This window comes from Miniimonas arenae (genome assembly GCF_006351005.1).
Classification (GTDB): Bacteria; Actinomycetota; Actinomycetes; order Actinomycetales; family Beutenbergiaceae; genus Miniimonas; species Miniimonas arenae.
Map to the genome: position 1 here is coordinate 1 of NZ_VENP01000063.1, position 15,363 is coordinate 15,363.

Consider the following 15,363-nt stretch of genomic DNA (forward strand, 5'->3'; position numbering starts at 1 on the left):
GCGTGCTCGCCGGCGGGGGGAACGGTGCCGGGGCGCAGGTCCTTGTCTGGTGCTGCCTTCTTGGGCGCGGCCTTCCTGGGCACGGAGGTCACCATGCGGTCATTGTGGCGCTCGGGTCGGGCGCGTGGCGACGGGTCACGACGCTGGGCGTTACCACGTCGAGAAATGCCCGTACTATCTGCGTATGAACGCAGATAGGCAGAGATGCTCGTTCGGCGTCGACTCGCCGTACGTCGAGCTGGCAGTGGAGGTGTTCTCCCTCCTCGCCGACCCCACCCGCGTGCGGATCGTGCTGGCACTTCGCGAGGACGAGCTGTCCGTGAACCACCTGGCCGACATTCTCGACAAGCCGCCGGCTGCCGTGTCCCAGCACCTCGCGAAGCTGCGGTGGGGTCGGATCGTGAAGTCCCGCCAGGAGGGCACTCGGGTCTTCTACTCCCTGGTCGACGAGCACGCCCGGACGCTGGTGACGCAGGCCGTCTTCCAGGCACAGCACGCGCTCGGGGACGATCCCGAGCACCACCGGGGCTCGTCGGGCTCGCCGCGCTCGTCGGGCTCGTCCGGCTCATCGGCGTGAACCCGCTCGGCAGCCCCACCTTTCGCCGACTCTTCACCGCGCAGGTCGTCTCGCTGGCGGGGACAGGGCTGGCCACCGTGGCCCTCGGCCTGCTCGCCTACGACGTCGCCGGCGCACAGGCCGGTCAGGTGCTCGGCACGGTGTTCGCGATCAAGATGGTCGCCTACGTCCTGGTGGCGCCGCTGGCCGCGGCGCTCGTGGTGCGGGTCCCGCGCCGGACGGCGCTCGTGGGAGCCGACCTGCTCCGCGCAGGCATCGCCCTGTGTCTGCCGTTCGTCGGCGCGACGTGGCAGGTGTACGTGCTCGTGTTCGTGCTGCAGGCGGCGTCCGCACTGCACACCCCGACCTGGCAGTCCGTGGTTCCCGACGTCCTCCCGGACGAGGGCACCTACACCCGTGCCCTGTCCTACTCCCGCGTCGCCGACGACCTCGAGCTCGTGCTCTCGCCCGTGCTCGCGGCCGCGCTGCTGCTCGTGGTCTCCTCGCACGCGTTGTTCGTCGGCACCGGGATCGGCTTCGCCGCCTCCGCCGTGCTGGTCGCGTCCGTCGTCGTGCCGCCGGTCGCGCGGTCCGTCTCACGCGATCGCGACGGAGGCGGGGTTCACGACGGCGCCGACGGCGGGTGGGGCGGCGTGACTCCGGTCGGGACCGACGGCGACGAGCGCGCCGGCGCCGGCCCGGACTTCGGGGAGCTCCCGCTCGGTGTGCGCGTGCGGCGTGGAGTGAGCCTCATGGTGCGCTCGCCGTCGCTGCGACCCGTCCTCGCGCTCAACCTCGCGGTCGCCGCAGCGGGCGCCTTCGTCCTCGTGCAGACGGTGGTGATCGCCCGGTCGACCTTCGGCCAGGGCGACAGCGAGGTCGCGCTCCTGCTCGCCGTCAACGGCGCGGGCTCGATCAGTGCGGCCGTGCTGCTGCCGCGGGTGCTGCGACGAGTGTCCGAGCGCACGGTGATGCTGGGCGGCGGAAGCGTGCTCGCCGTCGCGACGGCGCTCGTCCCGCTCGCGCTCGCGGTCCCCACGCCGGTCGCGGGTCTGGTCGCGGTAGGTGCGCTGTGGCTCACCGTCGGCGCGGCATGGGCGTGCACCGAGGTCCCGATCGCGCGGCTCATCGTGCGCGACGTGCCCGACGGCGAACGGCCCGCGGTCTTCGCGGCACAGTTCTCGCTCTCGCACGCATGCTGGCTGGTCACCTACCCCGTGGCCGGCTGGCTCGGCGCCGCAGGACTCACGTCCGCCGCGCTCGTGCTGGCGGCGACCAGCCTGACCGCGACCATCACCGCCGTCGCGCTCTGGCCGCGCGACCGCGCGCGGTCAGCGGTCGTTGTGGCCTGACGGGAGAGCGACTGCCTGTGATGCCAGAGCGACTCACCGAGGCCGCGCTCCGGGGACCGGGCCCCTCACCTGCGCCGATGCCCGCGCCGTCACGCGAGCAGGCGGTTGAGTCGCTGTGGCGTCACCGCGAGTCGCTCTGGCGTGGCGCTGCCTGATCGAGCGCTGAGGGATGCCCGCCGGGCAAAGGCGCGCATGAGGACCATCACAGCGCTCGCCGTCGCCCGGGCGGGCCAAGGTCGACGGACGACGTCGTCGGCCACCGGAAGGGGTGGGCCCCGTGGGGATCGAACCCACAACCCGCGGATTAAAAGTCCGCTGCTCTGCCAGTTGAGCTAGAGGCCCGCACGACGGAGAAGCACCCTCGCGCGCCCGGCAAGCCTAGACCTCGAGCCCGCATCGACCACCGGCGAGGCCTCGCGCGCGCCATACTCGCGGGCACGGTCACATTGACTGGTCAGATCGGCCGCGCCCTGACCGCAGAACGGACGCCCGGGCATCGTCGCAGGTGAGAGCCGTGTGCCGATGCCGGCGATCGGCACGGCGGCGCGTCGATCCGACTCGACCAGTCAAAGCGTCGCGGGCGCGGACCAGGAGCCGCCCGATCGCGGCACCCCGCCCGCGCCCACCCCTACGCGAGCACCACCGCCTGCGCCTGCGCCTGCAGCGCCAGCTCCGCCGCCTTGAACGCGTGCGCCTGCGTCATCGCGTTCTCGGTCCGCTCGAGCACGTCGAGGATGAGCTGCCCGAAGTAGGGGAAGCCGACCTGACCGTTCGCGCGGAGGTGGTGCTCGCCGTCGGAGTCCACGAGGAACACGTGGCCGCCCTCGGCCTCACGCGCGACGTCGATGTACTTGCGCAGCTCGATGTACCCGTCGGTGCCGAGCAGGAAGGTCCGCCCGTCGCCCCACGTGCCCAGGCCGTCCGGGGTGAACCAGTCCACCCGGCAGTACCCGCTCGCGCCGCCCTCGAGCGCCACGCTCGCCTCGCCGAAGTCGTCCAGCTCGGGGTGCTCGGGGTGGTGGTAGTTGGCGATCGCCGCGTTGGTCACGCGCCCGTCCGTCGCGCCGGTGAAGTAGAGCATCTGCTCCATGTTGTGCGAGCCGATGTCGCACAGGATCCCGCCGTAGCGCTCCTTCTCGAAGAACCAGTCCGGCCTACCCGTGCCGAGCCGGTGCGGGCCGAGCCCGAGCACCTGCACCACGCGCCCGATCGCCCCCCGCTCCACGAGCTGGCCCGCGAGCACGGCGGCCTCCACGTGGATGCGCTCGGAGTAGTAGACGGCGTACTTGCGACCCGTGCGCGCCGTCGCCTCCCGCGCCGCCGCGAGCTGGTCCAGCGTGGTGAGCGGCGCCTTGTCCGTGAAGTAGTCCTTGCCCGCCTCGATCACGCGCAGCCCAAGCGCGCACCGGTCCGCGGTGACGGCCGCGCCGGCGACCAGCAGCACGGCGGGGTCGTCCAGCACCTCCGCCTCGCTGCGCGCCACGCGCACCTGCGGGAACCTGGTGCGGAACGCCTCGACCTTCTGCGGGTCGGGGTCGTAGACCCACGCAAGCGTGCCGCCCGCGCCGATCAGCCCCTCGGTCATCCCGTAGATGTGGCCATGGTCGAGGCCGACGGCCGCGAACACGAACTCCCCCGGCGCGACCACGGGGGCCGGCATGGGGGCGGGGGCGTACTGGGCGCCGCTGGCGCTGGTCATGATGGAACTCCTCGTGAGGTCACAGGGTGGGAAGGAACGGCTCAGCGCTCGGCCATCGCGGCCGCGCCGACGCGCGTGTCGCCGTCGAGCTCTACGGCGTAGGTCTGCTTCTCGAAGAAGTGCGGCGCCCGCTCGACGAGCGCGCCCGCGCGGTAGAACGGGTTGTCCTCGCTCAGCGGCAGGTCGACCGTCCGGCGCTCGATGCCGGCCTGGTAGATCGCGGTGACGAGCTCGACGGCGTTGCGCCCGTCCGCCCCGCCGATCGCCGGGGCGCGGCCCTCGCGGATCGCCGCGAGCACGTCGGCGACCTGACCCGCGTGCCCCAGGTGCGGCAGCGGCACGTGCGAGGCGGCCAGGGCGTTCAGCCGCGCGACGAGCTCGACGTCGCCCTCCGGCGTGCCGAACCCGCTCGGGTTCGCGACCTCGGCGACGGCGCGCCACGGCTGGGACACCCGCGCCTTCTCGGCCTGCACGACGATGCCCTGCTCCTCGCCGTGGTGCACCACCGACGCGGTGATCTCCGACAGGGCGCGCCCGTGGGTGAGCACCGCGACGGACAGGTCCTCGACCTCGGAGTTCTCGTGCTGCGCATTCGTGAGCACGGCGGTCACCGAGTCGGGCCGTCCGACGAGCCACAGCGTGAGGTCGAGGTGGTGGATCGCGTGGTTGAGCGTGCAGCCACCGCCCTCCGACGCCCACGTGCCACGCCAGTCGAGGTCGTAGTACTCCGTCCCGCGCCACCATGCCGAGTCCACCCGCACGTGCGACAGCGAGCCCACCAGCCCGGAGTCGAGCACCTCCTTGAGCGTCGCGGTGTCGTCGCGGAACCGGTTCTGCGCCACCACCGAGAGCACGCGCCCGGACCGCTGCGCCGCCGCGATCATCGCGTCGCACTCCTCGAGCGACGGCGCCATCGGCTTCTCCACCAGCACGTGCACCCCGGCGTCCAGCGCCGCGACCGTGAGCGCGGCGTGCGTCGCCGGCGGCGTCGCGATGCTCACGAGGTCCACGTTTCCGACGACGAGCATCGCCGACGCGTCCTCGTACACCTCCGCGTCGGCCAGGCCGAGCTCGTCGCGCGCCCGCGCGGCGCGGCCGGGCACCGGGTCGACGAGCGCGACGATGCGCGCCTCGTCCGGGAACCGCTGGTAGGCCGCGACGTGTGCGCGGGCGATGCTTCCGGTCCCGACGATGCCGATCCTGAGCACGTGCTGTCCTCCGCCCGAGGCGCCGGCACCGTGGCCGCGCCTCCCATGAATACGTATTTATCGCGGTGTCAGTACACTCGCTGAGCGGCGGCCTGTCAACCCGTCGGAGGACATCCGGACACGGTCGGTCGCGATCGGACCCGGACGGAGCGACGGGAGCGGAGATGGGACGAGCACCGACGAGCCGCGACGTCGCGCGCGCCGCGGGCGTCGCGCAGTCCACCGTCTCGCACGTGCTCACCGGCCGCGCCACCGTCGCCCCCGAGACCCGCGAGCGAGTGCTGCGGGCCATCGCGGACCTCGGCTACCAGCCGAACCTCGCGGCCCGCTCGATGCGCACCCGCCGCACCGGCCGGCTCGCCGTCGTGCTGTCGGTGTCGCTCGTGCGTCCGGTTCAGGTGCTCGACGGCGCGACGCAGGTCGCGCTCGAGGCGGGCTACGCCGTCGAGGTGCACAGCGTCGAGGGCGATGCCGCCACGGTGCGCGAGCGCGTCGCCGCGCTGGCCCGGTCGGGCCAGTACGAGGGGATCGTGGTGCTCGCTCCGCTCGGGCCGTGGCCCGCTGAGGGCGCCCCGGGCGCCGCGGGCGGCACGAGGAGCAGCGACGACGCCGCGCCCGCCGAGGGCGAGGCGTCCGCGGACCGGGGCTCCGCCGTCGTGGTCGCGTCCCCCGACTTCGACGACCACCTGCGAGGCGCCGGCGGCCTCGCGGACGCCTCGGCCGTGCGGGAGTTCGTGGCGCACCTCGCCGACCTGGGATACCACCGCTTCCTGCACGTCGCCGGCCCCGTGGCCTACCCCTCGGCGCGCGCCCGGGCCGAGGCGTACCGCGCCGCCGTCGCCGCGCTCGGCGTCGAGTCGCTCGGCGTCCACCAGGGCGACTGGGGTGGTGCGTGCGGGGTCGAGGCGATCCTCGCGCTGCCTGCGGAAGCGCCGCCGCTGGCCGTCATCGCCGCGAACGACGTCGTGGCGACCGGGGTCCTGCGCGGCGCGCACGAGCGGGGCTGGACGCGGCCCGGGCAGCTCGCCGTGACCGGCTGGGACGACCAGCCGACGTCGGCGTTCCTCGTCCCCTCGCTCACGACCGTGACCGTGGATCGGCCCGAGCTCGGGCGGCGTGCGATGCGACTGCTGCTCGCGCGGCTGCGCGGGGGCCCGAGCGGCCCAGCCGATGCCGCCGCTCCCGACCCCCTCGAGGACCACCCGGTGCACCAGATCGTCTGGCGCGAGTCGACCCTGGCGCGCGCGGCCTCGGCCGGGTGAGACTGGGCCATGACCTCCGACGCACCCCGCACGCAGGGCCCCGACCCCGACGGCCCGCCCACCGAGGTGCTGCTGCGCCCCGAGCGCTCGCGCTACGAGATCCTCGTCGGCGGCCGCCTCGCGGGCATCGCGGCGTTCACGGAGATCGACGGCGTCACCGTCTTCACGCACACCGTGGTGCAGGACGAGTTCGAGGGACAGGGCTACGCGAGCGCGATGGTCGACGGAGCGATCGCCGACGTCGTCGCTCGCGGCGGCAGGTTCGCCGCGATCTGCCCGTACGTGCGGCACTGGCTCACCAAGTTCCACCAGCACGACGCCGCACTCGCCCCGCTCCCGACGGCGGTCGCCGGCGGCCGCCTCCTCGACTGACCCCCGCGACCGCGATGACCGACCTCCAGACGCGTCCCGTCGAGACCAGCTGTCCGGCCGCGCACGACGCACGGCTCGCCGTCGGGCCCGTGCTCGAGCGCTACGACGAGCGCGAGGTGCCGCTCGGCGGGATCCGCGCCGCCCGCGTGCAGCGCACGCTGCCGCACCGCGAGCTGCCGACGGTCGGAGCGTGGTGCTTCCTCGACGCGTTCGCGCCGGGCGAACCGCCGATGAACGTCCTGCCGCATCCGCACATCGGGCTGCAGACGGTGACGTTGCCACTGGAGGGGCAGATGCTGCACCGTGACTCCCTCGGCTCGGTCCAGCTGCTCGAGCCGGGCGAGCTCAACCTCATGACCAGCGGCGACGGCATCGCGCACTCGGAGTTCCTCGTCGACGACGCCGGCGCGCGCGGGCTGCAGCTCTGGGTCGCCCTGCCGCACGAGTCGCGCTTCAGCGAGCCCGCCTTCGAGCACGTGAGGGACCTGCCCGTCGTCGCCTACCCAGGCGCCCGGGTGACGGTCTTCCTCGGGGAGCACGACGGCGCAGCCTCGCCCGCGCGCACCTTCTCGCCCCTCGTCGGGGCGCAGGTCGACCTGGACCCCGGGACCCGGATCGCGCTGCCGCTGCGGACCGACTGGGAGCACGCCGTGCAGGTGACCGACGGCGTCGTGGTCGCCGAGGGTGAGCTGCTGCGACCCGGTCCGCTGCTCTACCTCGGCACGCACCGCGAGCACGTGACGCTCGAGGCGCCGGAGACGGAGGCGCGGCTCGTGCTCATCGGCGGCGAGCCGCTCGAGGAGGACCTGCTCATGTGGTGGAACTTCGTCGGGCGCCGACACGAGGACGTCCTGGCTGCGCGCGAGGACTGGGAGGACGCCGAACGGCGCGTCGCCCGCTTCGGCGTGGTGGAGGGGCACGACGGCGCACGCACCCCCGCACCCGTCCTGCCGCTCGTGCGGCTCAACCCGCGGCGCCGGCGGCCGTGAGGGCTGCGGCGTGCCCTGCCACCTTCTCCGTGGCGTGGCGGTCAGGCCGGCTTTACCGGACTGTGGTGCCTCCATGGCACAGTAGGGACACCAGCCTGACAAGGGCAGCTGACGAAAGGAACGACATGGGCTTCATCGGATGGATCGTCCTGGGCCTGATCGCCGGCGCGATCGCCAAGGCCATCCTCAAGGACCGCGCTCCTGGCGGCTTCCTCGGCACCCTCATCCTGGGTGTCGTGGGCGCGGTCGTCGGCGGATGGCTGGGATCGCTCATCTTCAACGCACCGCTCGAGGACTTCTGGAGCCTGCAGACGTGGGTGCTCGCGATCATCGGATCCGTGATCGTGCTGTGGATCGTGGGGGCTCTCACCGGCAGGCGCAAGGTCTGACCGCGTCTCCGCGTCGCTCGCTCCCTGCTCGCTCCGTGTGCCCCGTTCCCGTCAGGGAGCGGGGCACACGGCGTCGAGGCGGACTGCCGGGTACGCACCGGCCCACGGAGCGTGACGACGTCGGCACAGCCCGAGCCCGACGGCGCCGCGCCCCTCACGCGTCGGCGTGCGGACGCGTCGCGAGCGCGACGGCCGCGCTGATCGCGACCACCCCGAGCAGCTCCCCGACGCTGGGCAGCTGGCGCAGCGAGAGGAACCCGACGAGCGTCGCGGTGGCCGGCAGCAGCGCGTTGAGCAGCGCGAACACCGACGTCGAGAGCCGCTTCATCGCCACCTGGTCCAGCGCGTACGGCACGACGCTGGAGAGCACCGCGACGCCGAGCACCAGCGCGACCGTGTGCGCGTCCGTCACGAGCGGTGCGGCGTCGGGGAGCCCGACCACGGCGTACCCGACCGCCGCGGTGACCATCCCGAGCGCGAGCGACGCCATCCCGCGACGCAGGGCGCCGACCGGCCGGCCGCCGCGGGCGCGCACCTCACCGCCGGTCTCGCGGTCGCCGGCGTGGTCGCCGTCGCCGGTGTGGTCGCCGACAGGAGCGCCACCGTCTGCGACGTCGAGCCCGACCACCGCGCCGGTGTCCGGCTCGACCGACGCGACCTCCCCCGCCCGCGCGGCGATCCGCCGACCGACCACCATGTAGCCGGCCCACGCCGCACCGGCGGCGAGCGCGAACAGCACCCCGACCGCGGAGCCCGAGCCGAGGTGCGCCCAGTCGACCTCGCCGAGGCTGATCACCGCGACGCCGCCGGCCGCGAGCAGCGGTGCGAGCAGCCGTTGCGCGGACCACGGGCTGCGGTCGCTCGCGACGGCCACGGCGACCGGCCCGGTGAACTCGATCGCGACCGCGGCCCCGAGCGGCAGGTGGTCGATCGCGACGTAGAAGAGCAGGTTCATCCCGCCGAGCAGGATCCCGAACAGTGCCGCGACGCCCAGACTGCGCCGCGTCCAGGTCAGCTGCCACGGGCGCGCGAGCGCCACCAGCACGACCGCCGCGACGACCAGCCGCGCCCAGCCGACCGAGACGGCGCTCGCCGTCGCGAACAGGCCCACCGCGAGCGCCGCGCCGTAGTACATCGAGACGCCCGCGCCCAGGAAGAGCGCGGGAGCGGGGACGCGATCGGCGAAGGAGGGTGCGCCGTCGGGCACGGTCCTCACGCGAGCACCGCGGCGGTGAGGAGCACGACGGGCACCGACAGGATCGTCGTGACCAGCACCGACTCACGTGCGAGGACCACGCCCCGGTCGTAGCGCATCGCGTAGGTGAAGACGTTCTGCGCGGTCGGCAGGGCGGCGATGACGACCGCCGCGAGCAGCGTCGGCCCGCTCAGCCCGACGGCGAGCCCCACCCCCCACGCGAGCGCCGGCTGGACGAACGACTTGAGCACGACGGCGAGCACCAGCTGGGAGCGCATGTCGCTTCTCCCGGGCATCGGCGAGCCGCGCAGGGAGATGCCGAACGCGAGCAGCATCGCCGGGACGGCGAGGCCGCCGAGCGTCTGGATCGGCGCGAGCACGACCTCGGGCGGCTGCCAGTGCGCGACCGCGGACACCACCCCGGCGGCCGACGCCATCAGCGTGGGGTTGAGCAGCGGGGTGAGCGCGTTGCGCAGGGTCATGCCCTGGCCACGCTTCTCGAGCAGGTCGAGCACGACGAACGACGCGGGCGCGAGGATCGTGAGCTGGAAGATCATCGTGGGCGCGACGGCCTCCGCGCCGCCGAGCGCGTAGACCGCGATCGGGATGCCGAGGTTGCCGGCGTTGACATACCCCGCGCAGAGGCCGCCGATGACGGTCTCGCCGGCCGGTCGGCGCATGAGCAGCCGCGCCGTGAGCAGGTAGGCGAGGATCATCGCGAGCGCCGTGCCGTAGGACACGAGCGACCGGGTGTCGACGAGCGTGCCGACCTCGGCGCCGCTCAACGTGACGTAGAGCAGGGCGGGGCTGCCGACGAAGAACGCGAGGCGGCTGAGCACGCCGCCCGCCGCGTCACCGAGGATCCCGAGGCGTCCCAGCAGGTACCCGACGGCGATGATCGCGCCGATCAGCGCGAAACCCTCGAGGACGCCCGTCACGCGGTCAAGTTACCGCCCGGGCCCGGGCGGCGTCCGGGCCGTTCGGACACCGGGCGCCGCCTCGCCTCGCCCCGCCCGTTCGCGAGGGGAAGTCCGTCCTTTCGCGAGAGGAAGTCCGTCCTTTCGCGAGAGGAAGTCGGTCCTTTCGCGAGAGGGAGTCCGTCCTTTCGCGAGAGGGAGTCCGTCCTTTCGCGAGAGGGAGTCCGTCCTTTCGCGAGAGGGAGTCCGTCCTTTCGCGAGGTGATGTACGTCAGCGTGCGCGACCGACATCACCTCGCGAAAGGACCAACATCACCTCGCGAACGGGGTGGGAGCTGCGGCCCTCAGGCGTCGGCGTCGGCGTCGGCGTCGGGGGCGAACGTCAGCGAGACCGAGTTCATGCAGAAGCGGTCGCCGGTAGGGGTCTGCGGGGCGTCGTCGAAGACGTGTCCGAGGTGCGAGCCGCAGGTCGCGCAGCGGACCTCGGTGCGGACCATGCCGTGGCTGCGGTCCTCGATGAGCTCGACGGCGTCGCCCTCCTTGGGCGCGTAGAAGCTGGGCCAACCGCAGTGGCTGTCGAACTTCGTCTCGGCGCGGAACAGCTCCGCCCCGCACGCGCGACAGGAGTAGACGCCCTCACGCTTCTCGTCGAGCAGCTCACCGGTCCAGGCCCGCTCCGTCGCGGCCTCGCGGAGCACGGCGTACTCCTGGGCGCCGAGCAGGTCGCGCCACTCCGCGTCGCTCTTCCACACCTTGTAGTCCATGGGTCCTCCTCGTCGCGTGGATCGGCGCGGCGCCCACGCGCCACGACCCCACCTGGCACAACCGTGGCGCACGCGTCGGTGTTCCCGCAGCCCTGCTCGCTCCGTGGGCAGCGGCTGCGTCACTCCCGCGCGGCAGGATGGTGCCCATGAAGCTCCTGCTCCCGGACAACGTCCCGCTGCACCCCGAGCTGCCCGACGGCGTGGAGGTCGTCGTGTACAGCCGTCGCGTCCCGATCCCGAAGGAGCACCGCGACGCCGAGGCGGTGGTGCTGTGGGCGTCGCGCCAGGACTGGCTCGAGCAGGCGGCGCGCGACCTCACGCAGCTGCGGCTCGTGCAGTCGCTGTCGGCCGGGACCGACACGATCGAGGCCGCGGGCTTCCACGACGGCGCGACAATCTGCTCGGGAGTCGGGCTGCACGACATCACCGTGGCCGAGCACGCCCTCGGCCTCATCATCGCGGCGGCGCGACGGCTGGATGTCGCGGTCCGTGCCGTCGACTCCCACCGCTGGGCCCGCGAGCTGTCGGTGGACCAGCCGCTGGACAACGCCACGGCGTTCACGATGGTGCACGGCGCGCGCGTGGTGATCTGGGGGTTCGGCGGCATCGGCCAGCGCCTGGCGGGTCACCTGCGCGCGCTCGGCGCCGAGGTCACCGGGATCGCCCGGTCGGCCGGCGAGCGCGCGGGGTTCCCCGTGGTCACGCAGGAGGACCTGCCGCGCGTCCTCGCCGACGCCGACGTGCTGGTGGACGTGCTGCCCGCGACGGACGAGACCGAGCACGCCGTGTCCGCCGAGGTGCTCGCCATGCTGCCGCGCAAGGCGTGGCTCGTGAACGTGGGCCGGGGCGCCACGGTCGACCAGGCGGCGCTGGTGGCAGCGCTGCACGACGGCGTGATCGCGGGCGCCGCGCTCGACGTCATGACGCCGGAGCCTCTGCCCGCGGACGACCCCCTGTGGGACGCGCCGAACCTCATCCTCACGCCGCACTCGGCGGGCGGGCGCCCGCTCGGGGCCGACGAGCTGATCGCGGCGAACGTGCGGGCGCTGCTCGCGGGCGAGCCGCTGCGCAACGTGGTCCGCGCGGGCTGATCGGTCGCCAGCCGCGCCGAGCGTCACACCAGCGGGAACCCGGCCGAACCCGGCCCCGCCAGGCCGCCCACCCCAACCACCCATGTGACGCTCAGCGCGGCCCACACCCGCCAGCCGCGCCGAGCGTCACACCGGCGGGGGGGCCGACGCAGCCCCGCGCCACCCCCGACCACAGCGGTCAGAGCGTCTGCACGATGAGCGCGTTCCCGTCCCCACCGGCGAGGCGACGCACGCCGTCGGGCGGGTGGGCGTGCTCGAGGCCCGGCGCGGCGACGATCGGGAGCAGCGCGGCGAGGTCGTCCGGCGCCAGCGGCACGCCGCCCATCACGAGGTGCTCCACGGGCGTCAGCGTGCGGATCGCGATCGTGTCCACCGACTCGGGGAACTCGCTCGCGAAGTCGGCGTAGATGGCGGGGTCGTGCTGGCCGTCGTCGCCGACGAGGAACCACTTCAGCTCGGGGAACTCGGTCCGCAGCCGGCGCAGCTGGCTGCGCTTGTGCTCGAGCCCGGACCGGAACCAGCGCTGGGTCGAGGGGCCCCAGTCGGTCATGATGCACGCGCCCGCGGGGAAGTCGTGCCGGCGCAGGAAGTCGCGGATCACCGGGGCGTAGTTCCACGCCCCGGTCGAGATGTAGACGACGAACCCCGCGCTCTCCCGGTTGAGGAACGTCGCCATGCCGGGCACGGGCCGCCGCGACCCCTCCTGCATGACGAACGTGTTCCAGAACGCCTGCAACGGGCTCGGCAGGAGCGTGACCATGACGGTGTCGTCGATGTCGGAGACGATGCCGCGCCCGATCGTCGGGTCGATCACGTCGACGTGCCCACGACCGGCCTCCGCGCCGCCCGGAACCGAGACCTGGATCTCGTGCCGCCCCGGCGGCAGGTCCACCGGGATTCGCAGGTCGAGATGCCCCCCAGGCTCCGTGCGCGCGCGGTGCACGGTCTGCCCGATCCGGATCCGCGCGGGCAGGTTCGGCGCGGACACCGAGAGGTAGCGCCGCCAGCCGCGCGAGCGTCCCTCGGCGCTGCGGCGCTGGGTCGGCGGCATCACCAGGACGCGACACAGCACGCGCACCCAGCCGGGCCCGGAGTCGGTGGCGGCGCGGCCGTAGGAGTCGAACACCAGCGGCGTCGGACGCCACCCCCGGCGCGCCATCGCGTTCGACGCGCGCCGCTCGATCACGGCCTCGATGGCGGCGGCTGTCTTCGGGCCCCAGGCCTCGTCGACACTTCCGTGCGCACTCGTCATGTCTCCAGCGTGCCGCATGCGGGCCCGTTGCCCTACCCCCACGCACGACGGCGAGCACCGGCGCCGCTCGCAGCGTCACCCGAGAAGCGCGCCCCACGGTGACGAAGCGGGCGCCCGCCCGCACGACTCCCCGGCACGACGGCGAGCGACAGCCCCGCCGTCGGCCGGCGGTCAGCGCGGGATCAGCCCGCGATCGGCGCGGCGTGCTCGTGCGGGCCCGCAGCAGCGCACCCGACCGACAACGGACGACCGGCCGACCAACGACGGACGTTGGCCGAGGGTCGGTCGACGACCGGCGGTCGACGCGGGATCAGCCCGCGATCAGCGCTGCGTCATCGGGACGATCGAGGAGCTCGACGTCGAGTAGCTCACGGGCGCGCGGCCGGAGCGACGGCTCGGGCCCTGCGCCGAGCGCTGACCCTGGCCACCACGACCGGCACCCTGGCCACCACGACCGGCACCCTGGCCACCACGACCCGCACCCTGGCCACCACGACCCGCACCCTGACCGCCGCGAGGCGCACCCCCGGGGACGTCGCTGCCGCGCGTGCCGTGCCCGCGGGACTCACCCGCGGGGCCCTGGGCGGCGGTGCGCTGCCCGCGACGACGACCGTTCGGCGCGCCGGACGGTCCACCCTTGCCCGCGCCGGCGCCACCGCCGGCGCCGCCACGCGAACCGGGAGCCGACGTGCGGGAGCCGGGCTGCGCCGTCGTGCGCGTGGCGGTGCTACGCCCACCGACGGTCGAGCCGACGCCGGAGGCGGGCCGGCCCTTGCGGCGACCGCCGCCGGAGGCCGCGGACGGCTCGGGCTTGCGCGCGGCGCCCGACGGGGCGTCGGCCGGCGCGACGCGCGCGGCGACCTCGCCCACGAGCGCCGTGACGGCCTCGTCGGTGGGGCGCACGCGCTGCGGCGTGGCGCGGATCTTGGCCAGGCGCAGCAGCGTCGCGACGTCGGAGCGCTGCTCCGGGAGCATGAGCGTGACGACGTCGCCGCCCGCGCCGGCGCGCGCCGTGCGGCCCGAGCGGTGCAGGTACGCCTTGTGCTCGGTGGGCGGGTCGACGTGGACGACGAGGTCGACGTCGTCGACGTGGATGCCACGCGCGGCGATGTCGGTGGCGACCATGACGCGGACCTCGCCCGAGGAGAACGCCGCGAGGTTGCGCTCACGCGCGTTCTGGGACAGGTTGCCGTGCAGGTCGGCGGCGGGGATGCCGGACTCGGTGAGGCGACGCGCCATCTGCCGCGCCTGGTGCTTGGTGCGCAGGAACAGCAGGCGGCGGCCGGTGCCCGAGGCGAGCGCCTCGACCACGCTGCGTTTGGCCTCGACGTCGGCGACCTCGAACACGTGGTGCGTGAGCGCGGACACCGGCGAGCTCGCCGGGTCCACCGAGTGCGTCACCGGGCTGGAGAGGTAGCGCTTGACGAGCACGTCCACGCCGTTGTCGAGCGTCGCGGAGAACAGCATGCGCTGACCGCCCTGCGGCGTGCGGTCGAGGATCCGGCGCACACCGGGCAGGAATCCGAGGTCGGCCATGTGGTCGGCCTCGTCGAGCACGGCGACCTCGACGGCGTCGAGCGTCAGCGCGCGCTGGCCGAGCAGGTCCTCCAGGCGACCGGGGCAGGCGACGAGGATGTCGACGCCGCCCTTGAGCGCCGAGACCTGCGGGCCCTGCGAGACGCCACCGAACACGACGGAGACCCGCAGCCCGACGGCCTTGGCCAGCGGCGTGAGGGTGTCGGCGATCTGGTTGGCCAGCTCGCGGGTCGGCGCGAGGACGAGGCCGCGCGGACGGCTCGCCCCGGCGCGCGGGCCGCGGGCCAGGCGGGCGACGAGCGGGAGCCCGAACGCGATGGTCTTGCCGGAGCCGGTGCGGCCGCGGCCGAGCACGTCGCGCCCGGCGAGCGTGTCGGGCAGCGTCGCCGCCTGGATCGGGAAGGGCGCGGTGATGCCGCGCTCGGCGAGGCTCGCGACGAGCGGCGCGGGGACGCCGAGCTCGGCGAAGCCGAGGGCGGGCGCAGCGGCCGAGTCAGTCGCGGGAGCCGAGTCCGTCACCGGAGCGACGGCGGAGACGGCCGAGTCGGCCGGGACAGCAGCGGCGGTCGAGGCAGCGCCGGCGGCGGGCGCAGCGGAGCGCGCGCGGCGGGGGCGCGAGGAGCGGGAGGAGGAAGAAGCGGCGGCAGACGAAGTCGGCACGGAAGGTCCGTTCACGAGGTGCGGCGGTCGCGCCGAGCACCGGCCCCCCGACGCCGGTCGGGGCGGCGCACGTGGCGCGCGCGGGCGCCCGGGACCGGGCGCGTCCTGGCCATCGTCCCAC

At 74.2% G+C, this 15,363-nt stretch carries 14 protein-coding genes and 1 tRNA gene; 7 read left to right on the top strand and 8 right to left on the bottom strand.

Annotated features, from left to right (window positions below):
* Window positions 1–184: 184 nt before the first annotated feature.
* Both FH969_RS13010 and FH969_RS13015 read left to right on the top strand, forming a co-directional pair.
* Window positions 185–577: an ArsR/SmtB family transcription factor gene (locus tag FH969_RS13010; protein ID WP_139987514.1), complete on the top strand. Its 393-nt coding sequence runs from the start codon at window positions 185–187 to the stop codon at window positions 575–577.
* Window positions 574–1,908 (top strand): MFS transporter, encoded by a 1,335-nt coding sequence (locus FH969_RS13015; RefSeq protein ID WP_139987515.1) that lies wholly within the window; start codon window positions 574–576, stop codon window positions 1,906–1,908. Before FH969_RS13010 ends, FH969_RS13015 begins: the two co-directional genes overlap by 4 nt.
* 269 nt (window positions 1,909–2,177) lie before the next feature.
* Here the strand turns inward: FH969_RS13015 and FH969_RS13020 are convergent.
* The 3 genes from FH969_RS13020 to FH969_RS13030 form a co-directional block, all read right to left on the bottom strand.
* A tRNA-Lys gene (locus FH969_RS13020) sits at window positions 2,178–2,250 on the bottom strand.
* A 286-nt stretch (window positions 2,251–2,536) separates the two neighbouring features.
* A complete protein-coding gene (locus tag FH969_RS13025) occupies window positions 2,537–3,607 on the bottom strand; it encodes a Gfo/Idh/MocA family protein (protein ID WP_108718289.1) in 1,071 nt (356 codons plus the stop codon).
* Window positions 3,608–3,648: 41 nt separating this feature from the next.
* The gene (locus tag FH969_RS13030; RefSeq protein ID WP_139987516.1) at window positions 3,649–4,815 is read right to left on the bottom strand and encodes a Gfo/Idh/MocA family protein; all 1,167 of its coding nucleotides are present in this window, start codon (window positions 4,813–4,815) and stop codon (window positions 3,649–3,651) included.
* 164 nt (window positions 4,816–4,979) lie between these two features.
* On the opposite strand from FH969_RS13030, the gene FH969_RS13035 reads away from it, so the two are divergent.
* From FH969_RS13035 to FH969_RS13050, 4 genes are all read left to right on the top strand, one after another.
* Complete coding sequence (locus FH969_RS13035; RefSeq protein ID WP_139987517.1) at window positions 4,980–6,077, top strand: LacI family DNA-binding transcriptional regulator; 1,098 nt, start codon at window positions 4,980–4,982, stop codon at window positions 6,075–6,077.
* A 9-nt stretch (window positions 6,078–6,086) separates the two neighbouring features.
* On the top strand, window positions 6,087–6,449 hold the full coding sequence (locus tag FH969_RS13040; RefSeq protein ID WP_108718292.1) for a GNAT family N-acetyltransferase: 363 nt from the start codon (window positions 6,087–6,089) through the stop codon (window positions 6,447–6,449).
* A gap of 14 nt (window positions 6,450–6,463) precedes the next feature.
* Window positions 6,464–7,438, top strand: a complete 975-nt coding sequence (locus tag FH969_RS13045) for a pirin family protein (RefSeq protein ID WP_139987518.1) — start codon at window positions 6,464–6,466, stop codon at window positions 7,436–7,438.
* Between the two features lie 125 nt (window positions 7,439–7,563).
* Window positions 7,564–7,827, top strand: coding sequence for a GlsB/YeaQ/YmgE family stress response membrane protein (locus FH969_RS13050; protein ID WP_139987519.1), 264 nt, complete (start codon window positions 7,564–7,566; stop codon window positions 7,825–7,827).
* 154 nt (window positions 7,828–7,981) lie between these two features.
* Here FH969_RS13050 and FH969_RS13055 read toward each other — a convergent pair whose 3' ends face one another.
* The 3 genes from FH969_RS13055 to msrB all read right to left on the bottom strand — a co-directional run bounded on the left by FH969_RS13055 (window position 7,982) and on the right by msrB (window position 10,703).
* Window positions 7,982–9,043, bottom strand: coding sequence for an EamA family transporter (locus tag FH969_RS13055; RefSeq protein ID WP_246071939.1), 1,062 nt, complete (start codon window positions 9,041–9,043; stop codon window positions 7,982–7,984).
* A complete protein-coding gene (locus FH969_RS13060) occupies window positions 9,040–9,960 on the bottom strand; it encodes an AEC family transporter (RefSeq protein WP_139987520.1) in 921 nt (306 codons plus the stop codon). Before FH969_RS13060 ends, FH969_RS13055 begins: the two co-directional genes overlap by 4 nt.
* 323 nt (window positions 9,961–10,283) lie before the next feature.
* Window positions 10,284–10,703, bottom strand: coding sequence for a peptide-methionine (R)-S-oxide reductase MsrB (gene msrB / locus FH969_RS13065; protein WP_108718296.1), 420 nt, complete (start codon window positions 10,701–10,703; stop codon window positions 10,284–10,286).
* A 146-nt stretch (window positions 10,704–10,849) separates the two neighbouring features.
* On the opposite strand from msrB, the gene FH969_RS13070 reads away from it, so the two are divergent.
* Window positions 10,850–11,794, top strand: coding sequence for an NAD(P)-dependent oxidoreductase (locus tag FH969_RS13070; protein WP_139987521.1), 945 nt, complete (start codon window positions 10,850–10,852; stop codon window positions 11,792–11,794).
* Between the two features lie 178 nt (window positions 11,795–11,972).
* Here the strand turns inward: FH969_RS13070 and FH969_RS13075 are convergent, their stop codons facing one another.
* Complete coding sequence (locus FH969_RS13075; protein ID WP_159096416.1) at window positions 11,973–13,046, bottom strand: App1 family protein phosphatidate phosphatase; 1,074 nt, start codon at window positions 13,044–13,046, stop codon at window positions 11,973–11,975.
* A gap of 321 nt (window positions 13,047–13,367) precedes the next feature.
* Complete coding sequence (locus FH969_RS13080) at window positions 13,368–15,101, bottom strand: DEAD/DEAH box helicase (protein ID WP_218975316.1); 1,734 nt, start codon at window positions 15,099–15,101, stop codon at window positions 13,368–13,370.
* Window positions 15,102–15,363: the final 262 nt, after the last annotated feature.

Excerpts from the sequence above, each read along its gene's own strand:
- FH969_RS13010 (WP_139987514.1), top strand. The coding sequence starts at position 185 with ATGAACGCAGATAGGCAGAGATGCTCGTTCGGCGTCGACTCGCCGTAC.
- FH969_RS13025 (WP_108718289.1), bottom strand. The coding sequence starts at position 3,607 with ATGACCAGCGCCAGCGGCGCCCAGTACGCCCCCGCCCCCATGCCGGCC.
- FH969_RS13035 (WP_139987517.1), top strand. The coding sequence starts at position 4,980 with ATGGGACGAGCACCGACGAGCCGCGACGTCGCGCGCGCCGCGGGCGTC.
- FH969_RS13040 (WP_108718292.1), top strand. The coding sequence starts at position 6,087 with ATGACCTCCGACGCACCCCGCACGCAGGGCCCCGACCCCGACGGCCCG.
- FH969_RS13045 (WP_139987518.1), top strand. The coding sequence starts at position 6,464 with ATGACCGACCTCCAGACGCGTCCCGTCGAGACCAGCTGTCCGGCCGCG.
- FH969_RS13050 (WP_139987519.1), top strand. The coding sequence starts at position 7,564 with ATGGGCTTCATCGGATGGATCGTCCTGGGCCTGATCGCCGGCGCGATC.
- msrB (WP_108718296.1), bottom strand. The coding sequence starts at position 10,703 with ATGGACTACAAGGTGTGGAAGAGCGACGCGGAGTGGCGCGACCTGCTC.
- FH969_RS13070 (WP_139987521.1), top strand. The coding sequence starts at position 10,850 with ATGAAGCTCCTGCTCCCGGACAACGTCCCGCTGCACCCCGAGCTGCCC.
- FH969_RS13075 (WP_159096416.1), bottom strand. The coding sequence starts at position 13,046 with ATGACGAGTGCGCACGGAAGTGTCGACGAGGCCTGGGGCCCGAAGACA.